Source organism: Chitinolyticbacter meiyuanensis (assembly GCF_008033135.1).
In the GTDB taxonomy this organism is placed as follows: Bacteria; Pseudomonadota; Gammaproteobacteria; order Burkholderiales; family Chitinibacteraceae; genus Chitinolyticbacter; species Chitinolyticbacter meiyuanensis.
This window is the reverse complement of sequence record NZ_CP041335.1, coordinates 557,623-581,215: the sequence shown is the minus strand read 5'-3', so window position 1 is coordinate 581,215 and position 23,593 is coordinate 557,623. Positions and strand designations below refer to the sequence as shown.

Annotated in this window: 24 protein-coding genes and 1 riboswitch; of the genes, 10 read left to right on the top strand and 14 right to left on the bottom strand. The window is 66.2% G+C overall.

Features of this window, described 5'->3' with window-relative positions:
* Window positions 1-25 precede the first annotated feature (25 nt).
* A complete protein-coding gene (locus FLM21_RS02705) occupies window positions 26-988 on the bottom strand; it encodes a helix-turn-helix domain-containing protein (RefSeq protein ID WP_222846757.1) in 963 nt (320 codons plus the stop codon).
* An 87-nt stretch (window positions 989-1,075) separates the two neighbouring features.
* On the opposite strand from FLM21_RS02705, the gene FLM21_RS02700 reads away from it, so the two are divergent.
* A complete protein-coding gene (locus tag FLM21_RS02700; RefSeq protein ID WP_148714087.1) occupies window positions 1,076-1,855 on the top strand; it encodes an MBL fold metallo-hydrolase in 780 nt (259 codons plus the stop codon).
* On the opposite strand, the gene FLM21_RS02695 is transcribed toward FLM21_RS02700, so the two are convergent.
* On the bottom strand, window positions 1,852-2,724 hold the full coding sequence (locus tag FLM21_RS02695) for an AraC family transcriptional regulator (protein WP_148714086.1): 873 nt from the start codon (window positions 2,722-2,724) through the stop codon (window positions 1,852-1,854). The two genes, FLM21_RS02700 and FLM21_RS02695, sit on opposite strands and share 4 nt — an antisense overlap.
* Window positions 2,725-2,887: 163 nt before the next feature.
* On the opposite strand from FLM21_RS02695, the gene creD reads away from it, so the two are divergent.
* On the top strand, window positions 2,888-4,285 hold the full coding sequence (gene creD, locus FLM21_RS02690; protein ID WP_148714085.1) for a cell envelope integrity protein CreD: 1,398 nt from the start codon (window positions 2,888-2,890) through the stop codon (window positions 4,283-4,285).
* Window positions 4,286-4,353: 68 nt separating this feature from the next.
* Complete coding sequence (locus tag FLM21_RS02685; RefSeq protein WP_148714084.1) at window positions 4,354-5,364, top strand: nucleoid-associated protein; 1,011 nt, start codon at window positions 4,354-4,356, stop codon at window positions 5,362-5,364.
* Between the two features lie 161 nt (window positions 5,365-5,525).
* Here FLM21_RS02685 and FLM21_RS02680 read toward each other — a convergent pair whose 3' ends face one another.
* The 5 genes from FLM21_RS02680 to FLM21_RS02660 form a co-directional block, all read right to left on the bottom strand.
* Entirely contained in the window at window positions 5,526-5,930 is a 405-nt protein-coding gene (locus tag FLM21_RS02680; protein ID WP_148714083.1) for a hypothetical protein, read from the bottom strand.
* Window positions 5,931-5,985: 55 nt separating this feature from the next.
* Complete coding sequence (locus FLM21_RS02675) at window positions 5,986-6,252, bottom strand: hypothetical protein (protein ID WP_148714082.1); 267 nt, start codon at window positions 6,250-6,252, stop codon at window positions 5,986-5,988.
* Between the two features lie 11 nt (window positions 6,253-6,263).
* Complete coding sequence (locus FLM21_RS02670; protein WP_148714081.1) at window positions 6,264-6,863, bottom strand: phosphorylase family protein; 600 nt, start codon at window positions 6,861-6,863, stop codon at window positions 6,264-6,266.
* Complete coding sequence (locus FLM21_RS02665) at window positions 6,863-7,210, bottom strand: RidA family protein (protein ID WP_148714080.1); 348 nt, start codon at window positions 7,208-7,210, stop codon at window positions 6,863-6,865. The genes FLM21_RS02670 and FLM21_RS02665 overlap by 1 nt, the downstream gene beginning before the upstream one ends.
* Before the next feature lie 358 nt (window positions 7,211-7,568).
* Window positions 7,569-10,130 carry a pectate lyase-like domain-containing protein gene (locus FLM21_RS02660; protein WP_222846756.1) on the bottom strand — a complete coding sequence of 854 codons (2,562 nt, stop codon included), beginning with the start codon at window positions 10,128-10,130 and terminating at the stop codon, window positions 7,569-7,571.
* Between the two features lie 864 nt (window positions 10,131-10,994).
* Between FLM21_RS02660 and FLM21_RS02650 the strand changes: the two genes are divergently transcribed.
* A complete protein-coding gene (locus FLM21_RS02650; protein WP_148714079.1) occupies window positions 10,995-11,243 on the top strand; it encodes a hypothetical protein in 249 nt (82 codons plus the stop codon).
* Here the strand turns inward: FLM21_RS02650 and FLM21_RS02645 are convergent.
* Genes FLM21_RS02645 through FLM21_RS02635 form a run of 3 tightly spaced genes read right to left on the bottom strand, consistent with a single transcriptional unit; the run spans window position 11,240 to window position 13,405 of the window.
* Window positions 11,240-11,683, bottom strand: coding sequence for a hypothetical protein (locus FLM21_RS02645; RefSeq protein WP_148714078.1), 444 nt, complete (start codon window positions 11,681-11,683; stop codon window positions 11,240-11,242). The genes FLM21_RS02650 and FLM21_RS02645 overlap by 4 nt on opposite strands.
* Before the next feature lie 11 nt (window positions 11,684-11,694).
* Window positions 11,695-12,453 (bottom strand): copper homeostasis protein CutC, encoded by a 759-nt coding sequence (locus tag FLM21_RS02640; RefSeq protein WP_148714077.1) that lies wholly within the window; start codon window positions 12,451-12,453, stop codon window positions 11,695-11,697.
* 55 nt (window positions 12,454-12,508) lie between these two features.
* Window positions 12,509-13,405 carry a LysR family transcriptional regulator gene (locus FLM21_RS02635; protein ID WP_148714076.1) on the bottom strand — a complete coding sequence of 299 codons (897 nt, stop codon included), beginning with the start codon at window positions 13,403-13,405 and terminating at the stop codon, window positions 12,509-12,511.
* A gap of 191 nt (window positions 13,406-13,596) precedes the next feature.
* Here FLM21_RS02635 and FLM21_RS02630 point away from each other — a divergent pair, with 191 nt between their 5' ends.
* Window positions 13,597-14,799, top strand: coding sequence for an MFS transporter (locus tag FLM21_RS02630; RefSeq protein WP_148714075.1), 1,203 nt, complete (start codon window positions 13,597-13,599; stop codon window positions 14,797-14,799).
* Window positions 14,800-14,872: 73 nt separating this feature from the next.
* On the opposite strand, the gene waaA is transcribed toward FLM21_RS02630, so the two are convergent.
* Together waaA and FLM21_RS02620 are read right to left on the bottom strand one after the other, a co-directional pair.
* A complete protein-coding gene (gene waaA / locus FLM21_RS02625; RefSeq protein ID WP_148714074.1) occupies window positions 14,873-16,153 on the bottom strand; it encodes a lipid IV(A) 3-deoxy-D-manno-octulosonic acid transferase in 1,281 nt (426 codons plus the stop codon).
* Window positions 16,150-17,202: a glycosyltransferase family 9 protein gene (locus FLM21_RS02620; RefSeq protein ID WP_148714073.1), complete on the bottom strand. Its 1,053-nt coding sequence runs from the start codon at window positions 17,200-17,202 to the stop codon at window positions 16,150-16,152. Before FLM21_RS02620 ends, waaA begins: the two co-directional genes overlap by 4 nt.
* Before the next feature lie 198 nt (window positions 17,203-17,400).
* Between FLM21_RS02620 and FLM21_RS02615 the strand changes: the two genes are divergently transcribed.
* On the top strand, window positions 17,401-18,030 hold the full coding sequence (locus FLM21_RS02615) for a GGDEF domain-containing protein (RefSeq protein WP_148714072.1): 630 nt from the start codon (window positions 17,401-17,403) through the stop codon (window positions 18,028-18,030).
* On the opposite strand, the gene cobU is transcribed toward FLM21_RS02615, so the two are convergent.
* Window positions 18,031-18,555, bottom strand: a complete 525-nt coding sequence (cobU, locus tag FLM21_RS02610) for a bifunctional adenosylcobinamide kinase/adenosylcobinamide-phosphate guanylyltransferase (protein ID WP_148714071.1) — start codon at window positions 18,553-18,555, stop codon at window positions 18,031-18,033.
* A 56-nt stretch (window positions 18,556-18,611) separates the two neighbouring features.
* Window positions 18,612-20,426 carry a TonB-dependent receptor domain-containing protein gene (locus FLM21_RS02605; RefSeq protein ID WP_148714070.1) on the bottom strand — a complete coding sequence of 605 codons (1,815 nt, stop codon included), beginning with the start codon at window positions 20,424-20,426 and terminating at the stop codon, window positions 18,612-18,614.
* 121 nt (window positions 20,427-20,547) lie between these two features.
* A riboswitch (cobalamin riboswitch) is annotated at window positions 20,548-20,759 on the bottom strand.
* Between the two features lie 132 nt (window positions 20,760-20,891).
* Here FLM21_RS02605 and cobT point away from each other — a divergent pair.
* Genes cobT through FLM21_RS02585 form a run of 4 tightly spaced genes read left to right on the top strand, consistent with a single transcriptional unit; the run spans window position 20,892 to window position 23,586 of the window.
* Complete coding sequence (cobT, locus tag FLM21_RS02600; RefSeq protein ID WP_148714069.1) at window positions 20,892-21,926, top strand: nicotinate-nucleotide--dimethylbenzimidazole phosphoribosyltransferase; 1,035 nt, start codon at window positions 20,892-20,894, stop codon at window positions 21,924-21,926.
* Window positions 21,923-22,543, top strand: coding sequence for a histidine phosphatase family protein (locus FLM21_RS02595; protein WP_148714068.1), 621 nt, complete (start codon window positions 21,923-21,925; stop codon window positions 22,541-22,543). The genes cobT and FLM21_RS02595 overlap by 4 nt, the downstream gene beginning before the upstream one ends.
* Window positions 22,540-23,283 (top strand): adenosylcobinamide-GDP ribazoletransferase, encoded by a 744-nt coding sequence (gene cobS, locus FLM21_RS02590; protein WP_148714067.1) that lies wholly within the window; start codon window positions 22,540-22,542, stop codon window positions 23,281-23,283. The genes FLM21_RS02595 and cobS overlap by 4 nt, the downstream gene beginning before the upstream one ends.
* A gap of 42 nt (window positions 23,284-23,325) precedes the next feature.
* Window positions 23,326-23,586, top strand: a complete 261-nt coding sequence (locus FLM21_RS02585) for a hypothetical protein (RefSeq protein WP_148714066.1) — start codon at window positions 23,326-23,328, stop codon at window positions 23,584-23,586.
* Window positions 23,587-23,593: the final 7 nt, after the last annotated feature.

Genomic DNA, 23,593 nt, shown 5'->3' with positions numbered 1-23,593 from the left:
GTTGCCATGCATCCCTGACTGGCATTCAGCGCTGGTAGGTGCGGCGATACTCGGCCGGCGTCATCCCGGCCACCTGCCGGAAGGCGCGGCGCAGGCTCGATTCGTCGGCAAAGCCCAGCACTTCGGCGATCCGTGCCAGGGGTAGCGCCGTATGTGCCAGCTGCTCGGCCACCTGGTTGAGCTTCACCCGCCGCGCATAGTCCCCCACTGCTGCAGCCCCGGCCGCGCTGGCCTTGCGCGCCAGCGTGCGTGGCGACACCGCCAGCGCTGCTGCCAGCCGTGCCGCGGTGAGCTCCGCCGCCGGGCAGGCTTCGATGGCAAGGCGCAGGCGCCGCAGCCAGGGATCTGCCGTGCCGATCAGTGCCAGCGACTGGAACACCGGCGCCGCCGGCTGCGGCCGCGGCAACACCATCATTCGCGCCAAGTCACGCCATAGCTCGGCCGGCAGCTGCCGCTCCAGCTGCTCGCACACGATGGGCAGATAGCCATGCACGCCCGAGGCGGTGGCGTTGCCGGGATTGACCACGCAGTGGTGCTCCCATTGCCAGCGCACCTCTGGATGGCGCTGCTGCAGCCACGGCGCCATCCACCAAGTGGCCGTTGCCGCCTGCCCCGCGATCCGCCCCGCCTCGGCGACCAGGGCAACACCGGTGCAGTAGCTCCATACCCGCACCGTCGGCGGCAGTGCATGGATGCCGCCAATCAGCGCCTGCTGCCCTGCCAGCGCCGATTCGACGGCATCGACCGATTCCGCCCACAGCCCCGGCAGCAGCAACGCATCGCACGCGGCCTCGGCCAGCGGCGCATCGGCCTGCAAAGTGACGCCGTGGGCACAGCGAACGGGCCCTGGATGCAAGCCCAGCCAGCGCCAGGCGAACAGCTTCCGACCACTGCGGCGATTGGCCGCCTGCAGCAGATCCGCGGTGGCCAAGAGGCCCGCCGGCATGCATTCGGGATAGAGCAACAGGCCGACCTGGAACGTTGGCACGATATGCAATCCATATGGCAGATCAGGCCATGGTAGCTGGCCAGGGTGGGCACCACAATCAATGCCGAATCCACCCCGGAGCCCGCCATGCAGATCACCCAGCTGCGCAATGCCACCATCGTCGTGGCCTATGACGATTGCCGCATCCTCGTCGACCCGATGCTGGCCGACCAGGGCGCGATCCCGCCATTCAAGTGGCTCACCGGTCAGCGTCGCCGCAACCCCATCGTGCCGCTGCCAGCGGGCACGGCAGATCATCTGGCCGGCATCACCCATGCGCTGATCACCCATTGCCGCAAGGGCCATGTCGACCACCTCGACCGGGCCGGTACGCGCTGGCTGCGCGAGCGCGACGTGCCGGTACTGTGCATGCCGGGCGATGCCGATTTCCTGCGCCGGCGCGGCCTCGACGTGCAGCCGCTCAATGCTGCGGGATCAACGCCATTCCGCAACGGCATCATCACGCCGATACCCTGCCGCCACGGCGAGGGCTGGATCGGCCGCTTCATGATGCATGGCTACGGCTACCACATCGAGCAGGCGGATGCGCCCAGCGTCTACATCGCCGGCGACACCGTACTCACCATTGACGTGCGCCGCTGCATCACCGAGCGGCGGCCGGACGTAAGCGTCGTGCCGGCCGGCGGCGCCAGCATGGATTTCGGTGCCGAGCTGATCATGGACGACGAACAGGTGCTGGCGCTGGCGCAACTCGGCAGCGGCGTGTTCATCGCCAACCACCTGGAAGCGCTCGACCACTGCCCGGTGCGCCGCGCCACGCTGCGGCAGCGCGCCGAACAACTCGGGCTGTCGTCCCGATTGCAGGTGCCGGAGGACGGTGAGGCGCTGACCTTCACGCGGGCCTAGGCCAGTGGCAGAAAGAGGTCGATCACTGCCTCGCGCTCCGGCACGTCCGGGAAGAAGCGCACCCGCTCTACGAACAGCGGGAAATCGCGCAGTGCTTCGCCGCTGGCCGGCAGCCATTGCAGATACAGCCAGCGCGCCAGTGCTTCGAGTGCGTCGTCGGAACCGACGTGCCGTAGCACCGCGCAGCGCCCTGCCGGGATCAACCCCGCCGCCACACCAGCCGGATTGGGCGCAATGGGCGCGGCGGTGACGGCACACAGGTCGATGGCGAACTCGGCCGGCGCCACCTCGCCGGGTGGGCCGCTGCGCAACACGTTGTAGGTGGCGCTCTTCGCCGGCGGCAGGCCAACGCTGCGCCGCCAGCCGATGAAGGCGCGAATGCTGTCCGCCAGCCCTGCCGGATCGCCACGATACGCCAGCACCGCCACCGGCGTAGCGGGAAAATCGACGATGCGGACCTGGTCTGCGTGGGGTGTGATCTGCATGCTGCTGCTCCGGGCCGCCCGCGTGGCGGCAAAGGCCTGCTGCCAAGCCGGCCAATCGGGCCGGCGACGAAATGCGCTGGGGCTCTGCCCACATGCCGTGCGAAACGCCCGGGCAAATGCTTCCGGGCTGCCATAGCCGCAATCGAGCGCGATGCGGATCACGCTGTCGTTGCGAAAGGCCAGCCGCCAGGCCGCACGCTTGAGCCGTAGCAGCTGCAGGTAACGGCCCGGTGCCACACCATATGCGGCGGCGAACTGGCGGTGGAAATGCCAGGGCGAGCAACCGGCCAGGTGCGCCAGCGCCACCAGGTCGGGCCAGGCGGACTCGTCCGCATCGAGGCTCGCCTCGATACCGGCCAGTACACGGTTCAGCGCATCGTTCATGGCGGCACTGTAGCAAGGCTGTCAGTGGCCAGCCTGACCGATCTTGCTGCGCGCCCTTTCTCGCGCGATCTCCACACAATCTCCACACAGCCGCATCAAGCCTCGACATGCGCGCCCTAAGGTGCCGGCACTGGCGCGACTCGCGCTACACAAGGAGAGAGCAATGAACAAACCCCTGGCCTGGAAACTGATCGCGCTCGGTTTCCTGATCCTGCTGCTGATGATTCCGCTATCGATGGTGCGCGGCCTCGCCGGAGAGCGGCAGCAACGCGCGGCCGAAGTGCGCAATGAGATGGCCGAATACGCGGCGCGGCCGCAGACGCTGGTCGGCCCCCTGCTGGTGCTGCCCTATCGCCGCACCGAATGGGCACAACGTGAGATCACCGAGAACGGCCAGAAACGCCAGGAGTGGTACGCCACCAGCAGCGAGGAAGCCGTGACCGTGCTGCAGCCGGACCAACTGACGGTGAACGCCACGCTCGCCACCGAGGCGCTGCAGCGCGGCATCTACGAGGCGCGGCTCTACCACGCCGACAGCGGCGTCGCCGGCGGCTTCACCATCCCGGCGAAGAAGACACTGGAAGTCGCCGCGGCCGAAGGCAAGCGCTACGACTACCAGTGGGGCAAGCCCATGCTGGTGCTGGGCGTGAGCGATGCACGCGGCATCGGCGCACTGTCCGGCTCGCTGAACGAGCTGCCGCTGTCGTTCAAGCCCGGCGCGGTGATGCCGTGGCTGCCCGCCGGCCTGCACGCGGCGCTCGATGTCGCGCTTGCAGAGGACGAGCAGAAACTGCCGTTCCGGCTGCAACTGAAGCTTTCCGGCACTGGCGAGCTTGCCATCGCACCGGTGGGCAAAAGCAGCAATGTCACGCTGTCCGGCAATTGGCCACACCCCAGCTTTGCCGGTCGTTTCGCGCCACAGCGCCGCAACATCGACGCCAAGGGTTTCGCCGTGGAATGGCAGACCAGCGACTGGGCCAGTGGCTTCAACGAGCAGGCGCTGGCGCAATGCGTGGCCCAGGGTGCCCAATGCGCGCTGTTCCAGGGCGAGCAGCTGGGGCTGAAGCTGGTCGATCCGGTTGATCGCTACCTGTTGACCGAGCGCACGGTGAAATACGGCGAACTCTTTCTGCTGTTGATCTTCGGCGCGGTGCTCACGGTGGAAGTGCTGCGCCGCGTGGCGGTGCACCCGGTGCAATACGGCCTCGTCGGCCTAGCGCTCGCGCTGTTCTTCCTCTTGACCTTGGCACTGTCCGAACACATCGCCTTCTGGGCCGCCTACTGGATCGCCGCCGCCGCCTCCACGCTGCTGCTCGGTTACTACGGCTGCCATGTGCTGGGCGGTTGGCGCGCAGGTAGCGGCTTCGCCGGATTGCTGGCAGGGCTCTACGGCCTGTTGTTCGGCATCCTGCAGTCGGAGGACATGGCGCTCCTGATGGGCAGCATCGCCCTCTTCGCCCTGCTCGCGGTGGTGATGGTGCTGACGCGGCATGTGGACTGGTACGCGCTGACCCGCAGCGCCGCACCACCGGTGGCACAACCGTTGGCCGAGGAAAACTGAACCACCATGCCGGGCGCCCCAGCGGGTGCCCGGCATGGGAAAATAGCGGCCAGTATCCAGGATCCACCATGACCGCCACGCCACCCACCGTTCGCCATCTCGTCGTCCACCAGTTGCTGAAATCGCCACACGGCGAGGCCACGATCGCGCTGCGCGCCGGCGAAATGCCAGTGAATGGTGCGGCCCAGCGCCTGATCGAACACCTGTGCCAGCGCTACGCCGGCCGTTTCGGCAAAGGCTACGGCCGCTTCGAGGAGGACGAGGACAACTTCCCGATGCCGCGCTTCGTGCGCCAGTACGCCTACGATCACAGCATCGATTTCCTCGACCTCTCCCGCTTGATGATGCAGCACCTGCAACAGCGTGCCGGTGAGGAACAGCTCGCGAGCGGTGGCTACGTGTTGATTGCCCGCATAGCCGATGGTGGCGCCGATTGCCTGCTGGTCGCCCTCGTCACCGAAGTGGTCGGCATGGCGATCACCGGCGATTTCGAGCTGGTGGACAGCCCACAGCTCGATCTCGATAACCTGCGCGTGGCCGGGCGCATCGACCTGACCGCCCTCTCCGCCGGCGCCGAGCGCTACATCAGCTTCCTCAAGGGCCGGGGCGACGTGGCCAACTACTTCAAGCTGTTCCTCGGCTGCAACGACGTGCGCCTGGCGCTGAAGGAAACACAGAAGCTGGTGCAGGGCCTCACCCAGTTCGCCGAGGCCGAAGCCTTGGCCCAGCCCGAGCGCGATGCACTGTTCGAGCGCGCCCACCAGTACCTGGATGAACGCGGTGACGAGCACGCGCCGCTGGCACTCGACGAACTGGTACGCCGCGCGTATCCGGATGCGCCCGAGCGGCTGAGCCGGGCGCTGGACGACGAGGCGCTGGAGCTCGCCGACGGCTTCGTCCCCGACCGCCGCGCCATCAAGCCGCTGCGCCGCTTCGCCGCCAACGGCGAACACTGGAAGATCGAATTCGACCGCGCCAGCCTCAGATCCGGCGCAGTGATCTACGACCGCGAACGCCAGATGCTGATCCTGACCGAATTGCCGGAAGCGCTGAAGGCGGCGTTGGCCGACCGTAGCTGAGCGGCTTGCAATAAACACGGCCTGTCGCGAGCGGAGCGCCTTCCTTGCCTTTGCCACGTCTGCGTCCACTCGACGGAGCGGGCGCCAGGAAACCTGGTGAACGCCTATCCTGGCAAGCTAACTGGGGGCCGCGCCGTGACGAGCCGTACTGAACCCGCCGCTCAGGCAATTCCGCCAACAGGCAACGCGCCGGACCACGCCAGCGCGTCGCGGGCTTCATTGGCATCCAGCACCAGGGCCACGGGCACCGGCAGCGCGCGGTAGAAATCCGCCAGTTGCGACGCCACGTCGCGCGCATGGCGATCACCCGGTGCCAGCTCGATCACCACCTGCCGCAATGGTGGGGCATGGCGTTCGGCCGTACGCACATCGAACTGTCGGCCCGGCACGTCCTGCAGTGGGCGGACTTGGCCCGCGATGACCAGCCACAAGCGATACCCATGGGGGAAATGGGGGCGGGTGGTTTCGATACCCATCAGCAGCCGCGCCAGCTCATCGTGGTCGGCCACGTCGCGCAACGTCACCTTGAGCAAGGCATGATGGGCATCGGCTTCGATCACGAACATGGCAAGCTCCCAACGTGAGTCATCCCAGCGTAGCGCGCCAGCGCACGCTGTGCCGTCAGTTGCGAAAGCCGCGCTGCCCCTGGTGGCAAACCCGACAAACGCGCCAGCAACCGTTGAACCACTTCAACACGGACTGGGAAGCGACGAACAGCGCACTGCCATACAGCCACCACGGCCAGATGGCGACACCGGATAGCTGCAACGCCACCCCGACCAGCGCCAGGGCCGCGGCAAATACGGCGAATTGCCGGGCCCGCGAAAACTCTTTGTGACGGGTCGCCGACCAGTCACAGATACCGCCGCAATGCTTGCAGCGCACCATTGCGCCGGTACTCATGAGCCGACCTCGAGCGCATCCAGCAGCACCGTGAGCCCCCGGTGCAGGCTGACAATCGAACCAGCGAAATCCCACGGCAGATGATCGATCACCGCCTCGTTCGAAATGGCGCGCACCTCCAGAAAGCGCTGATCGCCTTCGAGGCAAGCGTGAAAAAAAGCAGCGCCTTCCATGTTCTCGATATCAATGCCAGCGAGTGCAGCATGCGGCGCCAGCGCGGCGTTCAGCGTGTTGCTGTGCGCCAGCGACAATGGTGGCTCTTCCGGAAGGTAAGGGCAGTCATAGCGCGGCGGCACCGCGATATCCATGCCCAGGTCGATCTGCGACAGGTGGCTGAAACCGCCGCGATGAAAGAAGCCCAGATCGGCATCGGTCTCGCTCGCCACCAGCACCACGTCGCCCACCTCGAACCGCGAATCCGGGTAAACGCCGGCAATCCCGGCGAGGATCAGCAAATCCACATTGTGCGTGTGGATCAACCGCGTCGTCGTCACTGCGGTGGCAGCCAGGCCCACGCCACTAACCATCGCCTCGACGCCCGGATAGGCGAATCCCGCGGCTTCCATCGCCGTGGGAAACAGCACCAGGGTACGCATCAGGCGCGCGCTGCGACGAAGGCGATCTCCACCTTCATGGCCGGATTGAGCAGCTCCACCTTGATGCAGGCACGCGACGGCGCCGCTCCCGCCGGCAGCCAGGCCTCCCACGCGGCATTCAGCGCCGGCACGTCAGCCGCATCGGTGACGTAGATCGTCGCCATCAACAGCCGCGACTTGTCGCTGCCCGCCAGCTGCAAGGTGGCCTCGGCCTGCGCCAGCACCTGCCGCACCTGATCGGCCATGTCGGTGTTCACGTCGTTCGGCACTTCAACAAAATGAATGACGTTCTGGAACACGGTCGCGTCGGACCAACGGGGGGTGGGGTTGATGCGGGTGATGGACATGGTTGCGGCTGGGGAGTGGCGATGGATGACGGGATGATGCCAGCAAGTGGGCAGCTTTGGTGTTGAATACCGCTACGCGATCTCGAAGTAGAGCCGTCACTGGACGCACGATCTGAGCGGCAACTTGTCGGCCAAAGCAGCCGTTGATGCGCCCAGCAGCTCAAGTTTGCTCTACCGCGGAAAGCGGCCATTGCCTGGCCATGAAAACCAGGGCCTTTCAGGATGATTGCGTCGGGCGAGTTAGGTAAGACAAAACCCCGCATCTTGCGATGCGGGGTTCATCATCAGCCTGAGTCCCAGTGGCTATGGGCCAGAAGGGCCTGACTGTTACTCGGCCCCTGGCAGATCCAGTGCCAGATCAGGGGTAGTTCAGCACGTTCTGCGGTTGGGTCGAAACGCCCTGCGCCATACCGCCTACGTTGTTGACCACATGCGTGATGGTACCCACGCCACCCAGCGACACCGTAAATACGTCGTGCAGCGACACACCGGCCACATTGGGCACTTCAAAGCCGTGGTATGCATTCACGTCAGGGTTCACGTTGAAGTAGCAGTAGCTACCCATGCCGTAACCCGTGTGTGAAGTTACGTGGCTGGCCACGTAATAGGCGGCGTAACCATTGGTGGTGGGTGTGCTCATCCAGGAGGCCTGGTTGGGTACGTCATAAGGCAGTTCGTTCTGGAAGAAGATGGTCTTGCCGCCCTGACCGTTCCACACGACGTTGTGCTTCTGGTAATGCTCGACAAACAGGCCGGTCGCCAACACGTTATTCCCGTTCACGATCACGCCCGTCTCTCCCGGGTTCACGGTCCACCCGGTCGGCGAGATGCCATGATCGGCACGCCATGCCCAGATATGATCAAGGATCACGTCGTTGCTGTTCACCGTCAGGCTGTTGGTGGCCTTCCCTGCCACAGCACCACCGATACGGAAGTACACGTCCTGAATCGTGGTCGGATTAGCCGCATGGTTTGCCGATGATCCGGCCGGGCCCACGGTCAGCAACGATGCGCTGTTCACCGTGCCGGCATCAAACAACAGGCCCGCAATGCGTACGCCGTTGACGTCATCCACTTGCATGGCGGTCACACCGTTGGTGGGCACCAGGGTCGGGAAACCAATACCCAGCACCACGGTGTCTGCCCGGGTGATATGAATCGGCGCCGACAACTGATACGTACCTGGCGTAAAGAACAGGTTCAGGCCTTGCGCCAGTGCCGCGTTGATGGTGGCCGATGTGTCCGTGGGCTTCGCAACGTAGAACTTGCTCATCGGAATGGCTGTACCCGCCGTTGAACCATTCGCCCAACTTGCGCCGGACGCGTTGGTGCGCAATGCCGGTACGAACACCAGGTATTTGCCCGACGCCGTGTCGAAATACAGATACGGCTTTTCGCGGGATACCGGCGTCGTGGCCAGCGTCGTGTACGGACTGGCGGTGCCATAAACCGCGGGGAACGATTGTGCAGGTGCGCCGGCTACGCCTGAGAACACCATATTCCACACGCCGTCATACCAACGGCCAATATTGCTGTCGCGGGTGTACCACTGTTGTTGCGAACCCGAGCTGATGCTGCCATCCACTTTGCTGTCCGCAAGATATCCGCCACTGGCATAGCCCTGGCCATCGCCCTGGTTGGAAGGCCCGAGGTGCAGGTTACCCATGACGTGGATACGCCGCATTGGCGCCGCTTGCGAGACGGCCCAACGATTCGTACCGCCGTCCGGAACGATGGCCATGTTTTCTGCCGACCGCCAGAAATTCTGCGTGGCATTGGAGATGTCGCCGTAGTTCCAGCCACTGTCGACATTCACGTTGCCGGTCAGGGTCACATCGTCAGGATGCTTGCCTAGACCCATCACCGACATATAAAAGCCGAGGTTGGCATAGACGCCGCGATAGGTGCCCGGCTTGAACATGAAGGCATAACGTTGCGGGCCAAACTGTGCATTGGGGTTATTCAGCTGCGGGTTGAACGCGTTGTTCAATGCAGTCTGGATGGTTCCGATCGGCGTGCTGGTGTCAAAAATCTGCACATTGGGGCCAAAGTTTGGCGTGTCGGAAGTGGGTGATGTCGGTACGGGCGTTGGTGTAGGAGCCGGGGTTGGTACAGGCGTCGGCACAGGTGTAGGGCCGGGTGTCGGAACGGGTGTAGGGGCTGGAGTCGGCGCCCGGGTTGGCGTCGGCGTTGTGGCAGATCCGGTGTAGGTGAGGGTCTGTTTCGGGGTATCTATGGCGGAGCCGTTGGCCTGACCGATGGTGTACCAATAGACGATGCTGGCGTTGGCCGGCACGCCAGTGATCTGGTACGCATTGTTGGTGCCGCTATTGACCATGCGCACATTGATCTGTCCGCCGCCATTCACCGTGTAGTGAATATCCGCCCATGCCCCACCATTGGCATAGAACGCGACGACACCACCACTGAGCTGCGTTGCCCCATAAGACGCTGATGGCGTAGGAGCGGGCGTTGGGGCCGGGGTCGGGGCTGGTGTGGGTACAGGCGTTGGCGCCGGTGTCGGCGTCGTGACGGCACCGGTATAGGTAAAGCTGGACTTTGCGGTATCGATAGCGGAACCGTCGCTGGCGCCTATCGTGAAGGAATAAGTGACTACGGCGTTCGTGGGGATACCGCTCACGGTATAGGTGTTGTTGGTGCCGCTATTGGTCATGCGCACATTCAGCTGGCCGCCACCAGCAACGGTGTAGTGGATATCCACCCATGCAGCACCATTCACATAAAACTGGACCTTGCCGCCCGCAAGCTGCGTATAGCCGGTGGTCGCTGCCGCGTGGGCTGCGGGCGCAATCGCCGCCAAACCCACTGCAACCAGCGGCGTCGGCATCGCGGTGATAGCCGCCATCGTCAATGCCAGCAAGCGTTGCCGGCCCATTTCATACTTATTCTTGCCTTGCATTTAGTTGTCTCTCCGGTTCTGGTCACACCTTTTGAAAGCGCTATCATGATTGTTTGAACCGCAAGCTGACACAAGTAAATGCATTACCCTACAACACGCCTTCGTCAAGACGAGTATTGGCTGGCAACGCGGGCTACAGCCGTAGCCCATAGAATTTAACTACACGCGTGCAACCGCCGGACGTTAAATTTCAGTACATAAGCGGTGGGGAAATGTACCGCGCTTAAAAAAACCAAACATTATTCAGCAGCTTATGCATGGTTTTACGTTGCATTGCAGCAATCCGTTTCAGTTCACCCCCGTTTGAAGTCGGCGTCGAAGCGTCGTGCCGGGCATGATGCAAACACAAAGTCGCAGCGCCTTATCAGCGCTTGATCACTCGCTGAGCGCATTTACAAGGGCTCCGGGCTTGAGATTTGTAAGCAACGGCGGCTCTGGCCGATGACCCGACAAGCACATCACCACTCAAATGACCTCTAAATCTGATTGGCAGCCAGGAGAGGTCACAACCAGCGGTATTTAACGGAAGCGGTCGACGTGGGCCGGCATGGGTGATCAACTCGACCGGAATCCGCACTTGTTCCTCGCTCGGCGCTCCTGAGGGGATTCGGGCGGTATGCAAGGATCGCTGGGCAACTCATTCACTCTTGGCGTGCCAGATTCCCTTTTACAAAAGAGAGTGAAGAAAATCTCCGAAACCGCTTGCGGCAAAGTGATCAGCAAATCCTGGCTCCTGGTTTTCCTCCACCTTGCCAAGCGCCGAGGGCGTGGAGCGAGACCTCAGGCTCGCGACCGACTGAGGGCAGCCCGGAGGGTGACGCCCTAGCCTGGCGGCTTCGCCGCCCGGCGACGCGGGATGCCGGCTTGCCGGCACGCAAGGCACGGGTCACGCCAAAGCTTGGCGGCTTTGCCGCCAAGCGACGCGCAATGCAGCGCACGCTCTTTTGGCTACGCCGAAACTCCGTTTTCCGTTGGTTCGTTTCTTTTGGCGAAGCAAAAGAAATGAACCCGTCCGCCGGGCGGAACCGGCATCAAAGCACCGCGCCGCAGGCGCTGACCATTATTCCCATAAACCAGCTCAGCACCACGACAAACCCAACCCGTCGCCTTTAGGATGATCGCCGCAAATCTGCGTCGACCAGATGGTCTTCGATTGCTTTGCTGAGCAGCTGTTCCTCAGTCCAATGCCTCGTCAACCAAATCGTCAGGGCAATACCCGAGAAATGCCACCATCCCGCTCCGTCGTAGCGGCGATGCTCAGACACCTGCCGCCTGGCAACCAACCAGGCCAGCTTGGCCGAAGCGCACTCTGGCGCTGCGGCACCGTCCAATCGCCAATAGGTATATGGGTTGAGCGGTCGGATCACAGGCTGACCAACACCGCCGATACTTTCCCATGCAACTTGCCAAGCAAGGGCAACAGCCTGTCGTTGTGATAATTCAGGCCTCCCGTTTGCCACATGCAGCCCCACGGCATAAAGCCCCCACGGCGTAATAAGTCCTAAAAACGCCAAGGAAAGCATCAAGCCAACAATGCTCGCACGGGGCGACATTGACGCATCGTCTACGGATGCAACGCCGCCCGCGCATTGGCCAGAATCTCCGCCACCAACGGCGCAGCGGTATCAAGAATCTCGTATTCATCCTGCCCCGGCGCGCCCATCTTCACCCGCTCATTACGCCAGACCATGCCGCTGGGGCGTGGCGCGCGGGCGGAGGTGTGGAATTCGCGGCAGCCGGTCACCTTCACCAGCTCGCCGATATTGCTGGCGCGCACGCCGGCACCGGGCATCACGGCGAGGCGGCCGCCGGCCTGCTGGTTGAGCTCGGCCAGCAACAGCGCGCCTTCCAGCGCAGAGGGGGCCTGGCCGCTGCTGAGCAGGCGGTTGCAGCCGGTGGCAATCACGTCCTCCAACGCCTGCTTCGGCTCGCGCGCCACATCGAAGGCGCGGTGGAAGGTCACCTGCATTGGCGCGGCGAGTTCGACCAGCTCGCGGGTACGCGCCACGTCGATCTCGCCATCGGCGGTCAACAGGCCGATCACCACGCCATCCACGCCCAGCTTCTTGCAGGCAAGCACGTCGCGACGCATCACGTCGAATTCGAGCTCGCTGTAGAGGAAATCGCCTCCACGCGGGCGGATGATCACATTGAAGGTGATCCAGAGCTGATCGCGCGCGGCGGCGATGGCGCCGTGCGAGGGCGTGGTGCCGCCCTCGAGCAGGTTGTCGCAGTATTCAATGCGCACCGCGCCACCTTGCTGCGCAGCCAGCGCCGAGGTGATGGAACCTGCACAGATTTCAATCTGAATGTCGTCTTGCATGGTGCTCTCCTTGGAAGCTGTTCACAGCGTGGCTGAGGCGGGGCAGCCGGGCAAGTCAGGCTTTGTCCGGGCTTGCCGTGCCGGCGACGTGCATGCGTACCGTCTCGACGAAAGCAGCCGCCGCTGGGGTGGGGTGCCGGCCCCACACGCAGTACACACGGCGGCGCGGCGCATCGGTCAGCGCGATGGCAGTGAGATCGGGATAGGCGGCGGTCGTTCCGGTGGGCATGAAGCCGACCGCCTCGCCTTGGCGCACCAGTCGCGCCAGCAGTTCCACATGACCGATCTCAAAGGTGATACGCCGGCTGCTGCCGGCCGCGGCGAACGCCTCGTCGGTCTGGCGGCGGGCGCGGCTGCCCGCGAAGTAATCGACCTGTGGATACGGCGCGAGATCGGCCAGCGTCAGCGCCGGGTGCACGGCGAGTGGATGGCTTGGCGCCACCACCGCCATCAGCGGCTCCTCCGCCAGCAGCAGCGCCTCTACATCGGTCAGCGTCTCACCTGGCCACAACCCGACAAAGGCCACATCGAGGCGATGCTCGAGTACATCGACCAGCAGGATTTCGGACAGCCCCATGGCGATGCTGGCGTGCACGCGCGGATGGCTGTGCTGGAAGGCGGCAGCGAGCGCGACCACGTCGAGCTGCGGCAGCGCCGAAATCACGCCGAGCGCGAGGTTGCCGCGCACCTGGCCGCTGGCGGCCGCCACTTCGTCGCGCACGCATTGTGCGGCATGCAGCAGCTGGCGTGCCGCAGGCAGAAAGGCGCTACCCGCCGGCGTGAGCCTCACTCGCCGCGAGCTGCGCTCGAACAGCGGTGCGCCAAGCTCCTCCTCCAGCCGGGCAATCTGGTGCGACAGCGCGGACTGCACGGTATGGCAGCGCTCGGCGGCGCGGGTGAAGCTGGCAGTCTCGGCCACCGCCAGCGCGTATTCGATCTGGCGCAGGTTCATCGATCTGATTTCGTGATCAATTTGATGAAAACAATACATTGGATCGCTGGATCACACGAGCGGATCATGCATGCAAACAGCCAGTTCGCGATCCATGGCTGCAACAGGATTCGCAGAACAACACCAAGCGTAATCAACAAAGCCCATTGCAATGCCAGCAGGGATTTTTGATGGGCGCCAAGGAGAACACGATGACAAGCGCAAACCCGCAGGCCCACGCTGGCCTGAGCCGGCCGCTGGCCTGGCTGATGGCTTTCGCCACCGGCCTGGCCGTGGCGAGCAACTACTACGCTCAGCCGCTACTGGGCACGCTGTCCGAACGCTTCGGCATCTCGCACGGCACGGCCGGGCTGATCGTCACTGCGGCCCAGCTCGGCTACGCGCTCGGCCTGGTGCTACTGGTGCCGCTGGGCGATCTGCTGGAGCGCCGCCGGCTGATCGTCGGCATGACGGTGCTGGCCGCGCTCGGCCTGTTGATCACCGGCAGCGCCCAACATGCCGGCATGGTGCTGTTCGGCACCGCCCTTACCGCCCTCTTCACCGTGGTGGCGCAAGTGCTGCTGCCATTCGCCGCGACGCTGGCGGCACCGCAGCAGCGCGGCCGCGCGGTGGGGCTGATCATGAGCGGGCTGCTGCTGGGCATCCTGCTGGCGCGTACCGCAGCAGGCCTGTTGGCCGAGCTGGGCGGCTGGCGCACCGTCTATTTCGTCGCCGCGCCGCTACTGCTGCTGACCGCCTTCGCGTTGTGGCGCGCGCTGCCCAGCTGGCGCGAGCCGACACGGCTGCGCTACCCGCAACTGCTGGCTTCGGTCTGGGCACTGATGCGCGACGAGCCGATCTTGCGCCAGCGTGCGTTGCTGGGTGGCTTGTCGTTCGCCATCTTCAGCGTGCTGTGGACCTCGATGGCCTTTTTGCTAGCCGGTGCGCCCTACCACTACAGCGATGCGGTGATCGGCCTGTTCGGCCTCGTCGGCGCCGCCGGCACGCTGGGCGCCAATCGGGCCGGCCACTGGGCCGACCAGGGCCACGGCAATCGCACCACGCTGTGGGGGCTTGTTCTGTTGCTGGCGTCGTGGGGCGCCATCGCGGTGGCACAGTATTCGTTGATCGCGTTCATCGTCGGCGTACTGGTACTGGATCTGGCAGTGCAGGCGGTGCACGTGAGCAACCAGAGCGTGATCTACGCGCTGCGGCCAGATGCCCGCAGCCGCATCACCGCCGCCTATATGACGAGCTATTTCATCGGTGGCGCCAGCGGCTCGCTGCTCTCGGCCTTTGCGTACCAGCAGGCTGGCTGGCTGGGGGTGTCGGCAATCGGAGCAGTGTTGTCAGCAACGGGCCTGGCGATTTGGTTGTTGCGCCGGCCTAGCGCAACCGTCGATGCCGCAGCCTGACGATTCCATCGAACCCCGCATGCAAACGACACGGCGGCCCGCAGGCCGCCGTGCTTCCTTGGTGTCACGGCGATCAACGCGGTGGTGGCGCCAGCCGGGTTTCCAGGTAGGACAGCGCCCGCTCGGTGGCGCCGCGATGCGCGCTGGCAAAAGCCAGGCCGGCAGCGCGCATCCGCCCACGCACGGCCCCATCGCGCAACAGCCGCAGCGCACGACTGGCGACAGCATCGGCGCTTTTGCCCTGCCAGGCAGCACCGGCCGCCAGCGCGGCACGCGCCACATCGGCGAAATTAAAGGTCGACGGGCCGATCAGCACCGGCGTGCCAAGCGCCGCCGGTTCGATCAGGTTCTGGCAGCCATAGTCGAGCAGCGAGCCGCCCATGATAGCCACGTCCGCCAGCGCGTACCACGCTGCCATCTCGCCCATGCTGTCGCCAAGCAGCACCGTCACCTCAGCGGGTAGCACCTGCTCGTCCCAACTGCTGCGGCGCACGTAGCGGACACCACGCGCATCGAGCAGCGCCGCAACCTCATCGAAGCGCTGCGGATGGCGCGGTACGATCACCGTCAGCAATTGCTCGGGCAAGGTCTTGCCGGCGAGCGCATCGAGCAGCAATGCCTCCTCGCCATCGCGGCTGGAGGCGAACAGCAGCACCGGCCGCTCACCCAGCTGTTGGTGCCAGCGATAGCCGCGCGCCACCGCATCCTGCGGCGGCAGGTTGTCGAACTTCAGGTTGCCCATCACGCCGATGTCGCGCGCCCCCAGTCGTGCCAAGCGATCGGCGTCGTCCTGGCTTTGCGCCAGCACGCCGGCAAACTGGGCGAACGCGGGGCCGACCAGCGAGCGCAAGCGCGCATAGCCGCGGAACGATTTGTCCGACAACCGTGCATTCACCAGGTACAGCGGCACATCACGCCGGCGACAGGCGTAGATCAGATTGGGCCAGACCTCGGTTTCCAGTACCGCACCCAGCACCGGTCGGTAGTGGTCGAGAAAACGCCGCACCGCGCCCGGATAGTCGTAGGGCAGGTAGGCGATGTCCACGCGATCGCCGAACAATTCCTCGGCCGTGGCACGACCCGTCGGCGTCATGCAGCTGAGCAGGATGCGGTGGTTCGGGTAACGGGCCTGCAAGGCCTGCACCAGCGGTGCCGCAGCGCGGGTTTCGCCTACCGACACCGCATGCAGCCAGATCAGGCGCGGGCCCGACGGCCGCGGCTGACCATAGCGCGCCCAGCGTTCACGCCAGTGCCGGCGATATGCCGGCTGGCGCCGGCTGCGGTACAGCAGATAGAGCATGGCCAGCGGGGTGACCAAGTACAGGAACAGCGTGTAGAGCAGCCGCGCGATCACCGGATGCCCCCGGTATCGGTCAGCGCGTACTGCACCTGGGCCAGCACGTCGTCGACGTTGATCAGCGCCATCGCCTCGGGATGGTGCACCCGGCGATGCCAATCCACGCTGTGCGGATCGGCCTTCAGCAGCGTGCGCACCGCCTTGGCATAGCGGTCGACGCAGTACTGCCCTGCGCGCCACGGCCCGGACAGCGCGCTGCGCGCCACCGCATAGAGTCCCACCACCGGTACGCCGTAGGCCGCGGCCAGATGCACCGGCGCGCTATCCGGCGATACCAGCGCCTTGGCGCCGGCGCACAGCGCAAACAACTTGGGCAGATCGGTCTGCCCGGCCACGGATACCCCGTGCGGATGCGCCGCCGCGATCGCCGCCGCCCAATCGCGCTCGCGCGCGCTGGCGCCACCGCTGACGACCAATCGGCCCTGCCAGCCGGTTTCGATGAGGCGTTGGGCAAACTCGACCTGCCGCGCCAACGGCCAGTCGCGCTCGGCCTTGCTGGCAGTGGGGTTGAGCAACAGATAGGGCTGGCCGCCGCTCAGCACCTCGCGCCAGGCCACCGCCTCGTCGGACAACGGTGGCGTCCAGGCGCCCTTGGGGCCATCGACGCCGAGCATGCGGCCGAACGCCAGCATGCCATCGGCAAGGTGCTGGTCGGCGTAAGGGATATGCTCATTCACGAACAGCCACTGCCCTTCGCGGGCACGGCGGCTGTCGAAGCCGATCTTGCGGCGGGCACGGATCAACGGATAAAGCACGTTCACGCGCAGCTTGGCCTGTGCCGCCAGCAGCACGTCGTACTCGCGCTCGGCGAAGTCGCGGCGAATGCGGCGGTACTCGGCCATGCTGCGCGGCCCGTCAACCGGGTAGAGCTCGACCCGGTCCGCCAGGTGCGCGGCGGCCGGCAGCCAGCGGCGCTCGATCAGCCAGGTCGGTCGGATACCGGCCTCCAGCAGCGCCTGCACCAGCGGCAAGGTCAGCACGACATCGCCCAGCGCCGACAGCCGCAGCAGGCACACGCGCAGCGGCGTGGTGGCGGAAACGGTCATGGCGCGGCGGAAGCAGCCGCCACGGTTGGGCGGAACGCGGTTTTTTGCATAGCCGGCATTCTATGCCGGGTTGGCACCATGCGGCATGCGTTTCCTTGGCCAGTTTCAAACACTTGATTTAATTGAAAGCAAACAGACAGTGAGCACACAGTTCACACCGCAACTAGACTGCTACCGTGAGCATCGTGAATCTCCGTCATGGCTGAACCGCTGCACTTCGCCCTCTGGCTGGCCGTCATCGGCTGGCTGATTGCCCTCCTCGCCGTCGTCGCCTGGTATCGGCAGCGCCGCGCCCGGCGCCTGCTGCGCGCCGGCATCGAGCGCCGCCTGGGCGTGGACGTGCTCACCGGCCTTGCCACCCGGGCGGGTTTTCTCGCCCGCGCCGAGCACGAGGTAAACCGTAGCCAGCGTGCCGGCCACGCCTTGTCGGTACTGCTGGTCGAAGTCGACGACATGCGGCACATCAATGCGCAGTACGGGCATCACGGCGGCGATCTGGCGCTGCGCCATGTGGCCGAAGTCTGCCGTGCCCACGTGCGTGATTTCGATGTCTGCGGCCGGTTTTCCAGCCAGGAGATTGCCATCCTGCTACCCGATACCAAGCTGGTCGGTGCCCGCAAGGTGCTGGAGCGCATCCGCCAGCAGGTGGCAACGAGCAGCGTGCAACTGGAGGACGGCCGCAGCTTTCCGGTCGGCGCCAGCATCGGCGTGGCCGAACTCGTCAGCGATGTCGAGGACGCGGAAGACCTGCTGCTGGCGGCCGACGGCTCGCTGCGCCGGGCCAAGGCGCGGCGCGACGACGAGACCGACGTACTGCTCGGCGGCTGATCAGCCTTTCAGCACCAGCGGTAGCCCGCACGCCACCAGCGTCACCCGCTCACAGCAGGCCGCCACATCCTGGTTGAGCCGGCCCAGCTCGTCGACAAACCAGCGCGTCACGCTGCCCATGGGCACCACACCCCAGCCGATCTCGTTGGTCACCAGCAGCGCCGGCCCCGGCAACGTGGCCAGCGCCTGCAGCAAGGCGGCGCGTTCGTGTGCAAATCCCGCCTCGTCGATGCATTCGGCGGCGCAGAAGCGCGCCAGCCACAGCGTCAGGCAATCGACCAGCAACAAGGTGTCGCGACCGGCCTGCGCCTTGAGGCAGGCGCCGAGCGCGGCATCGCTCTCGACCAGCGCCCAGTGCGCAGGCCGCCGGGCACGATGATGGGCAATGCGCGCAGCGAACTCGGCATCGCCCGTCGGCAGCGCAGCAGTCGCGACGTAGACCACCGGCCCGGCGTGTGCCAGGGCCAGCGTTTCGGCATGGCGGCTCTTGCCCGAGCGGGCACCGCCGGTGATCAGGTGGGGCATGAATGGGCCAGCAGGGACGGGACGCCGCAGTGTAGCGCGGCGCCCCGTGTGCCGGATCAGCGGGCGTCGTAGGCCAGCTTCAGTAGCCAGTTGCGGCCGGCGGTGTTGTAGTTGGCGGCATACTCGTAGTCGCGGTCGAAGGCATTGTTCAACCGCAGGCTGGCGCGCCACGCCTTGGCGATGCGGTAGTCGACGCCCAGATCGAGCACGGCATAGCCACCCATCTCGCCCACTTCGTCGCGCCGGTCGTAGCGCTTGCCGGATGCAGCGAGCGCCGCGCTCCAGCGCCAGTCGCCGATGTCCTGCGCCAGGCTCATGTTGCCGTAGGTCTTGGCGCGGCGCGGCAGCATGGTGCCAGTGGCCTCGTCTTCGGCGTTCTGCCAGGTGGCACTGGCCGCCAGCTCCAGACTGCCCAGACGCCCGGCGGTGTTCAGCGTCAGGCCGCGCATACGGGCCTCGGCGACGTTCTGCGGCGTGTAGTTGGCATCGAGCACGATCAGGTCGCGCACGCGGTTGTAGAACGCGGTGGCATCGGCGGTCCAACCGGCGCCTTGCCAGCGCAGGCCGCCATCGATCGAGCGGCCCTGCTCGGGCTTGAGATCCGGATTGGCGGCGGGCGGCATGCCCGGCCAGCTCGGGTAGTACAGATCGACGAAGGACGGCGCATGAAAGCTGGTACCGGCATTGGCGAACAGCTGCCAGCCCGGGGTGAAGCGCCAGGCGTAGCCGATGCCGCCAGTGGTCTTGTCACCGAACTGGCTGTTGTCGTCGATGCGCGCGTTGGCCTGCAGATGGTGCGTGCCGAAGTCCTGCTGCCAGCCCACCAGTGCCGCCTTGTTGTCGCGGCGGGTCTGGTCGTACATGGTATCGCTGGCGAGCTTCTCCTCGAGGTATTCCAGGCCCAGCAGCCACTGGCCGGCGGCGCTCGCCAGCGTATTGGTCCATTGCGCCTGGGTCTGCTTGAGCTTGGTTTTGGACGGGTAGTTGCCGGTGGTCTCGTACCGGTCGCGGCCCTGGCCCAGCAGCAGATCGCTTTGCCAGCTGTCGGTGAAGCGGTTGTTGCTGAACAGCGCGAGGCTGGTCTGTTCGCGCTTGGACCACGGCTGGTCATCGAACGCGCCGCCGTCGTAGGCCGCGTCGGTATCGATGGTCATGCCGCGGATGCCGATCTCGTTGTTCGCGGTGAGGTCGTGCGCCAGGCTGAAGTTGGCACTGCGCTGGCGCCAGGCATCCTTGTCCGCCTCGTACATGCTGCTGGCGGGCTTGGTGAGGTTGTAACCGTGGCTGTTGCGGGCATCGGCGCCGACGTTGAAGCGGGTGTTGCCGATCGCGCCGCCGTAGCTGGCGCTGCCGCCCACGGTATCGAAGCTGCCGATGTCGATGCTGGCGCTGCCTGCCGGCGCACCGTTGCCGGTCTTGGTGAAGATCTGCACCACACCGCCAACGGCATCGGCGCCATAGAGGCCGGATGCCGAGCCGCGCACGATCTCAATGCGATCGATCAGCGCCAGCGGCACGGTATCGAACGACGAGGCGCCGTCGGCACCAGGCGCCAACCGCTGGCCATCGACCAGCACCAGCGTGTGGTTGCCATTGGCGCCGCGCAGATAGAGGCTGGCCGGCTGGCCCAGGCCGCCGGTGCGGGCGAATTCGACGCCGCCGACACGCGACAGCGCTTCGCCGACGCTGGTGGCGCCGCTACGGGCGAGATCTTCACTGGTCAGCACGGTGGTATCGCTGGACAGCGACGAGCGCGGTGATTCGATACGGGTGGCGGTGACGATCACCGGGTCGAGCGTGGTATCGGCACCGGCAGTGGTGGCGATCAGGGCGAGGGCAAGCGGCAGGGGCCGCAGGGCATGCGGAAACATTGGGGACTCCTCGTGCTCGCCCCACGCGAGCACGGCTGGCTGGAACACGCGCAGCACCCGGACGAGCAACCCCGCGTCGCGGCAAGGCCACGACGGCAGCAGCAGCCACACCCCGGGCCATGCGCAACGACAACGTGAGGCCGGTCTCCGGGCTTGCCGCTCGGGATGTCCGCCTTCCCGCGCCGTGGCGCAGTGGCTGGTCTGGTCAGACCGGGGGACATCCGTTGTTGCGGCTTTACCGTTGCGGGGGCAGCCCAGGTCTTGCACCTGGTTCCCGTTTCACCGTGCGCGGCCCGCTGGGCCGGCACGACACCTCGACGCAGGGCGCGATTCTATCAGCTTACAACTGCCGCCGCTCGTCCGGCAGGGCACCGCGCGCCATCTGCGCATGCAGCCTGCGCTTGCGCCGTCCGCGAACGGCAGGCTAGCCTGCATCCATCGTTGTATCCCTTCTGCTGTGTCCCCATGCCTATCCTTACTGCCGCCGGCCTTGCCGCCCGCGCGCACCAGTCGCAACTGACCAAGCCCCCCGGCAGCCTCGGCCGGCTCGAAGACCTTGCCGTATGGTTCGCCGACCGCAGCGGCACTGAGCGCCCGCCGCGATTGGTGCCCGCCATCGCCGTATTCGCCGCCGACCATGGTGTGGCCGTCGAGGGCGTATCGGCCTTTCCGATGGCCGTCACCGGCCAGATGGTCGCCAACTTCGTCACCGGCGGCGCGGCGATCTCGGTGCTAGCGCGCGAGCATGGCGCCAGCCTGCAGGTGGTCGACGTCGGCGTGGCCCACCCGGTGCCGGTGCCCGAAGGCGCCGCGGCGCGGCTGATTTCGCGGCCGGTACGCCCCGGCAGCCGCAACCTGTTGCATGAGGCCGCAATGAGCGAGGCCGAATGTGCTGCTGCCTGGCAGGCTGGCGCCGAGGTGGCACAGGCACTGATCGCAGCCGACCATACGCTGCTGATCGGCGGCGAGATGGGCATTGCCAACACCACGGCGGCAGCAGCGCTGGTCTGCGCGCTCGCCGACGCCGATCCGGCGGCCATCGTCGGCCGCGGCACCGGCATTGACGACGCCCGCCATGCACACAAGCGCGCCGTGGTCGAAGCAGCACTGCGCCGCGTCGGCGGCGCCGCCAGCGCGATGGACTGGCTGCGCGAAGTGGGCGGGCTGGAGATTGCCGCGCTCGCTGGCTTCTACAGCGCTGCGGCGCAAGCCGGCGTGCCGGTGCTGCTCGACGGCTTCATCACCACGGCAGCAGCGCTGGTCGCAGTGCGGCACCAGCCCGAGATCGGGCACTGGCTATTGGCCAGCCACCGTTCGGCCGAGCAAGGCCATCGCCATGCACTGGCCGCGCTCGGGCTCACCCCGTTGCTGGAGCTGGACTTGCGCCTGGGCGAGGCTTCGGGCGCCGCGCTGGCGCTGCCCCTTGTCCAGGCCGCGCTGACGCTGCATCGCGACATGGCGACCTTTGCCCAGGCCGGTGTCGCGGGGGCCGCCGCGTGAGCGCGTTCCGCCTCACCCTGCTGCGCCACGGCGAGGCCGAGGGCAGCGCCGAGCGCCTGCTGGGCCACACCGATCCGGCGCTGACCGGCGAGGGCTGGCACCAGCTGCGCACGCGCTGGCGCCAGATCGAGCGCCACGCCGTCACCGCGGTCGGCGCCTCGGACCTGCTGCGCTGCGCCGCCTTCGCCCGCGAGCGGGCACAGACGCTGGGCCTGCCGCTGCGCCTTGACGCCGGCTGGCGCGAATGTCATTTCGGCACGCTGGATGGCCGGGTGCGCACCGAGCTCGATATCGACGAACTGGCCGCGCTGACCGACTGGCAACGCGAGCCGGAACGCCACACGCTGCCCGGCGGCGAGACCTGGCGAGCATTCCAGCGCCGCGTGCTCGACACCACCGAACACTGGCTGGCCAGCAGCGAGGGCAGCCACCGCGTGCTGATCGCCCATGGCGGCACCTTGCGCGCGCTGCTCAGCGATTGGCTGGGGCTGCACAGCCGACGCCAGTCGCAGCTGTGGCTCGACTATGCGGCGGCCGTCAGCCTGTGGTGCGACGACGGCTATCCGCCCATCCTGCTCGGCATCGACAACTCCCCGATCAGCCGCGAGCTGCCATGAGCGCGGCCAGCGAATTCGTCCTCGCCGTCCAGTTCCTCACCCGCCTGCCCACCCCGCAAGTCCGCGATTTCAGCGAGGCGCTGCTGGCCCGTTCGAGCCGCTGGTTTCCGTTGGTGGGCCTGATCATCGGCGCGCTGCTGGCGGGCCTTGCCTGGGCGGGCCTGTCGCTCGATCCGTGGCTGGCAGCGCTCGCAGTGTTGCTGGGCTGGATGGGAATCACCGGCGGCCTGCACCTCGACGGCCTTGCCGATCTGGCCGATGCGCTGGGGGCTGCGCACCGCAGCCCGGAACGGCTGCTGGCGGTGATGAAAGACCCCCACCTGGGCAGCTTCGGCGTGCTGGCGCTGATCGCGCAGTGCGCCACCAAGCTGGTGCTGGCCATGCTGCTGGCCCGTGCCGGCGCCTGGCCGATACTGCTGCTCGTGCCGGCATGGGCACGCTGGGGCGTCTACGCCTGGCAGACCCTGCCGCCGCTGGCGCCCGGCATGGCCGAGCGCTTCGCCTGGGCGCATTCCCGGTACGCGCCATGGCTGTGGTGGCTGGTGCTGTCCGCACTGTCGGCGTGGCTGGCGCCGTGGCTGCTGGCGGCGCCACTGCTGGTCTGGGCCTATCGGTGGTGGCTGCGCTGGCGGCTCGGGGGCGTATCGGGCGACTGCCTGGGCGCCGGCATCGAGCTGACTGAATCCGCGCTGCTGGCGCTGGCGGCAGTGGCAATGGCCGTGACGGTGCTGGCGGTATAATCGGCGCTGTCAGCCCTTTATGTTCCCCACTGGAAACACGCCATGAAGATCGTCCGCGCCATCGAAGTCTGGGAAAAAGGCATGGAAGGCGCCTTCCTCGCCCATCTGCCCGTCGCCGAGACGATTTCCCCGGTGTTCCTGTTGTCGCTGTTTGCCCACGAGCAGGACAAGCCGGACCCGGACATGAAGCTGTCCTACATGCTGGACGCTGAGCGCGTCGCCAAGCTGCAGCCCTACGTGGCCGAACAGCTGGACCCGACCCGGTACGACTACATCCTCACCGCCTACGGCGTGCCGGACTGAGCGCGGC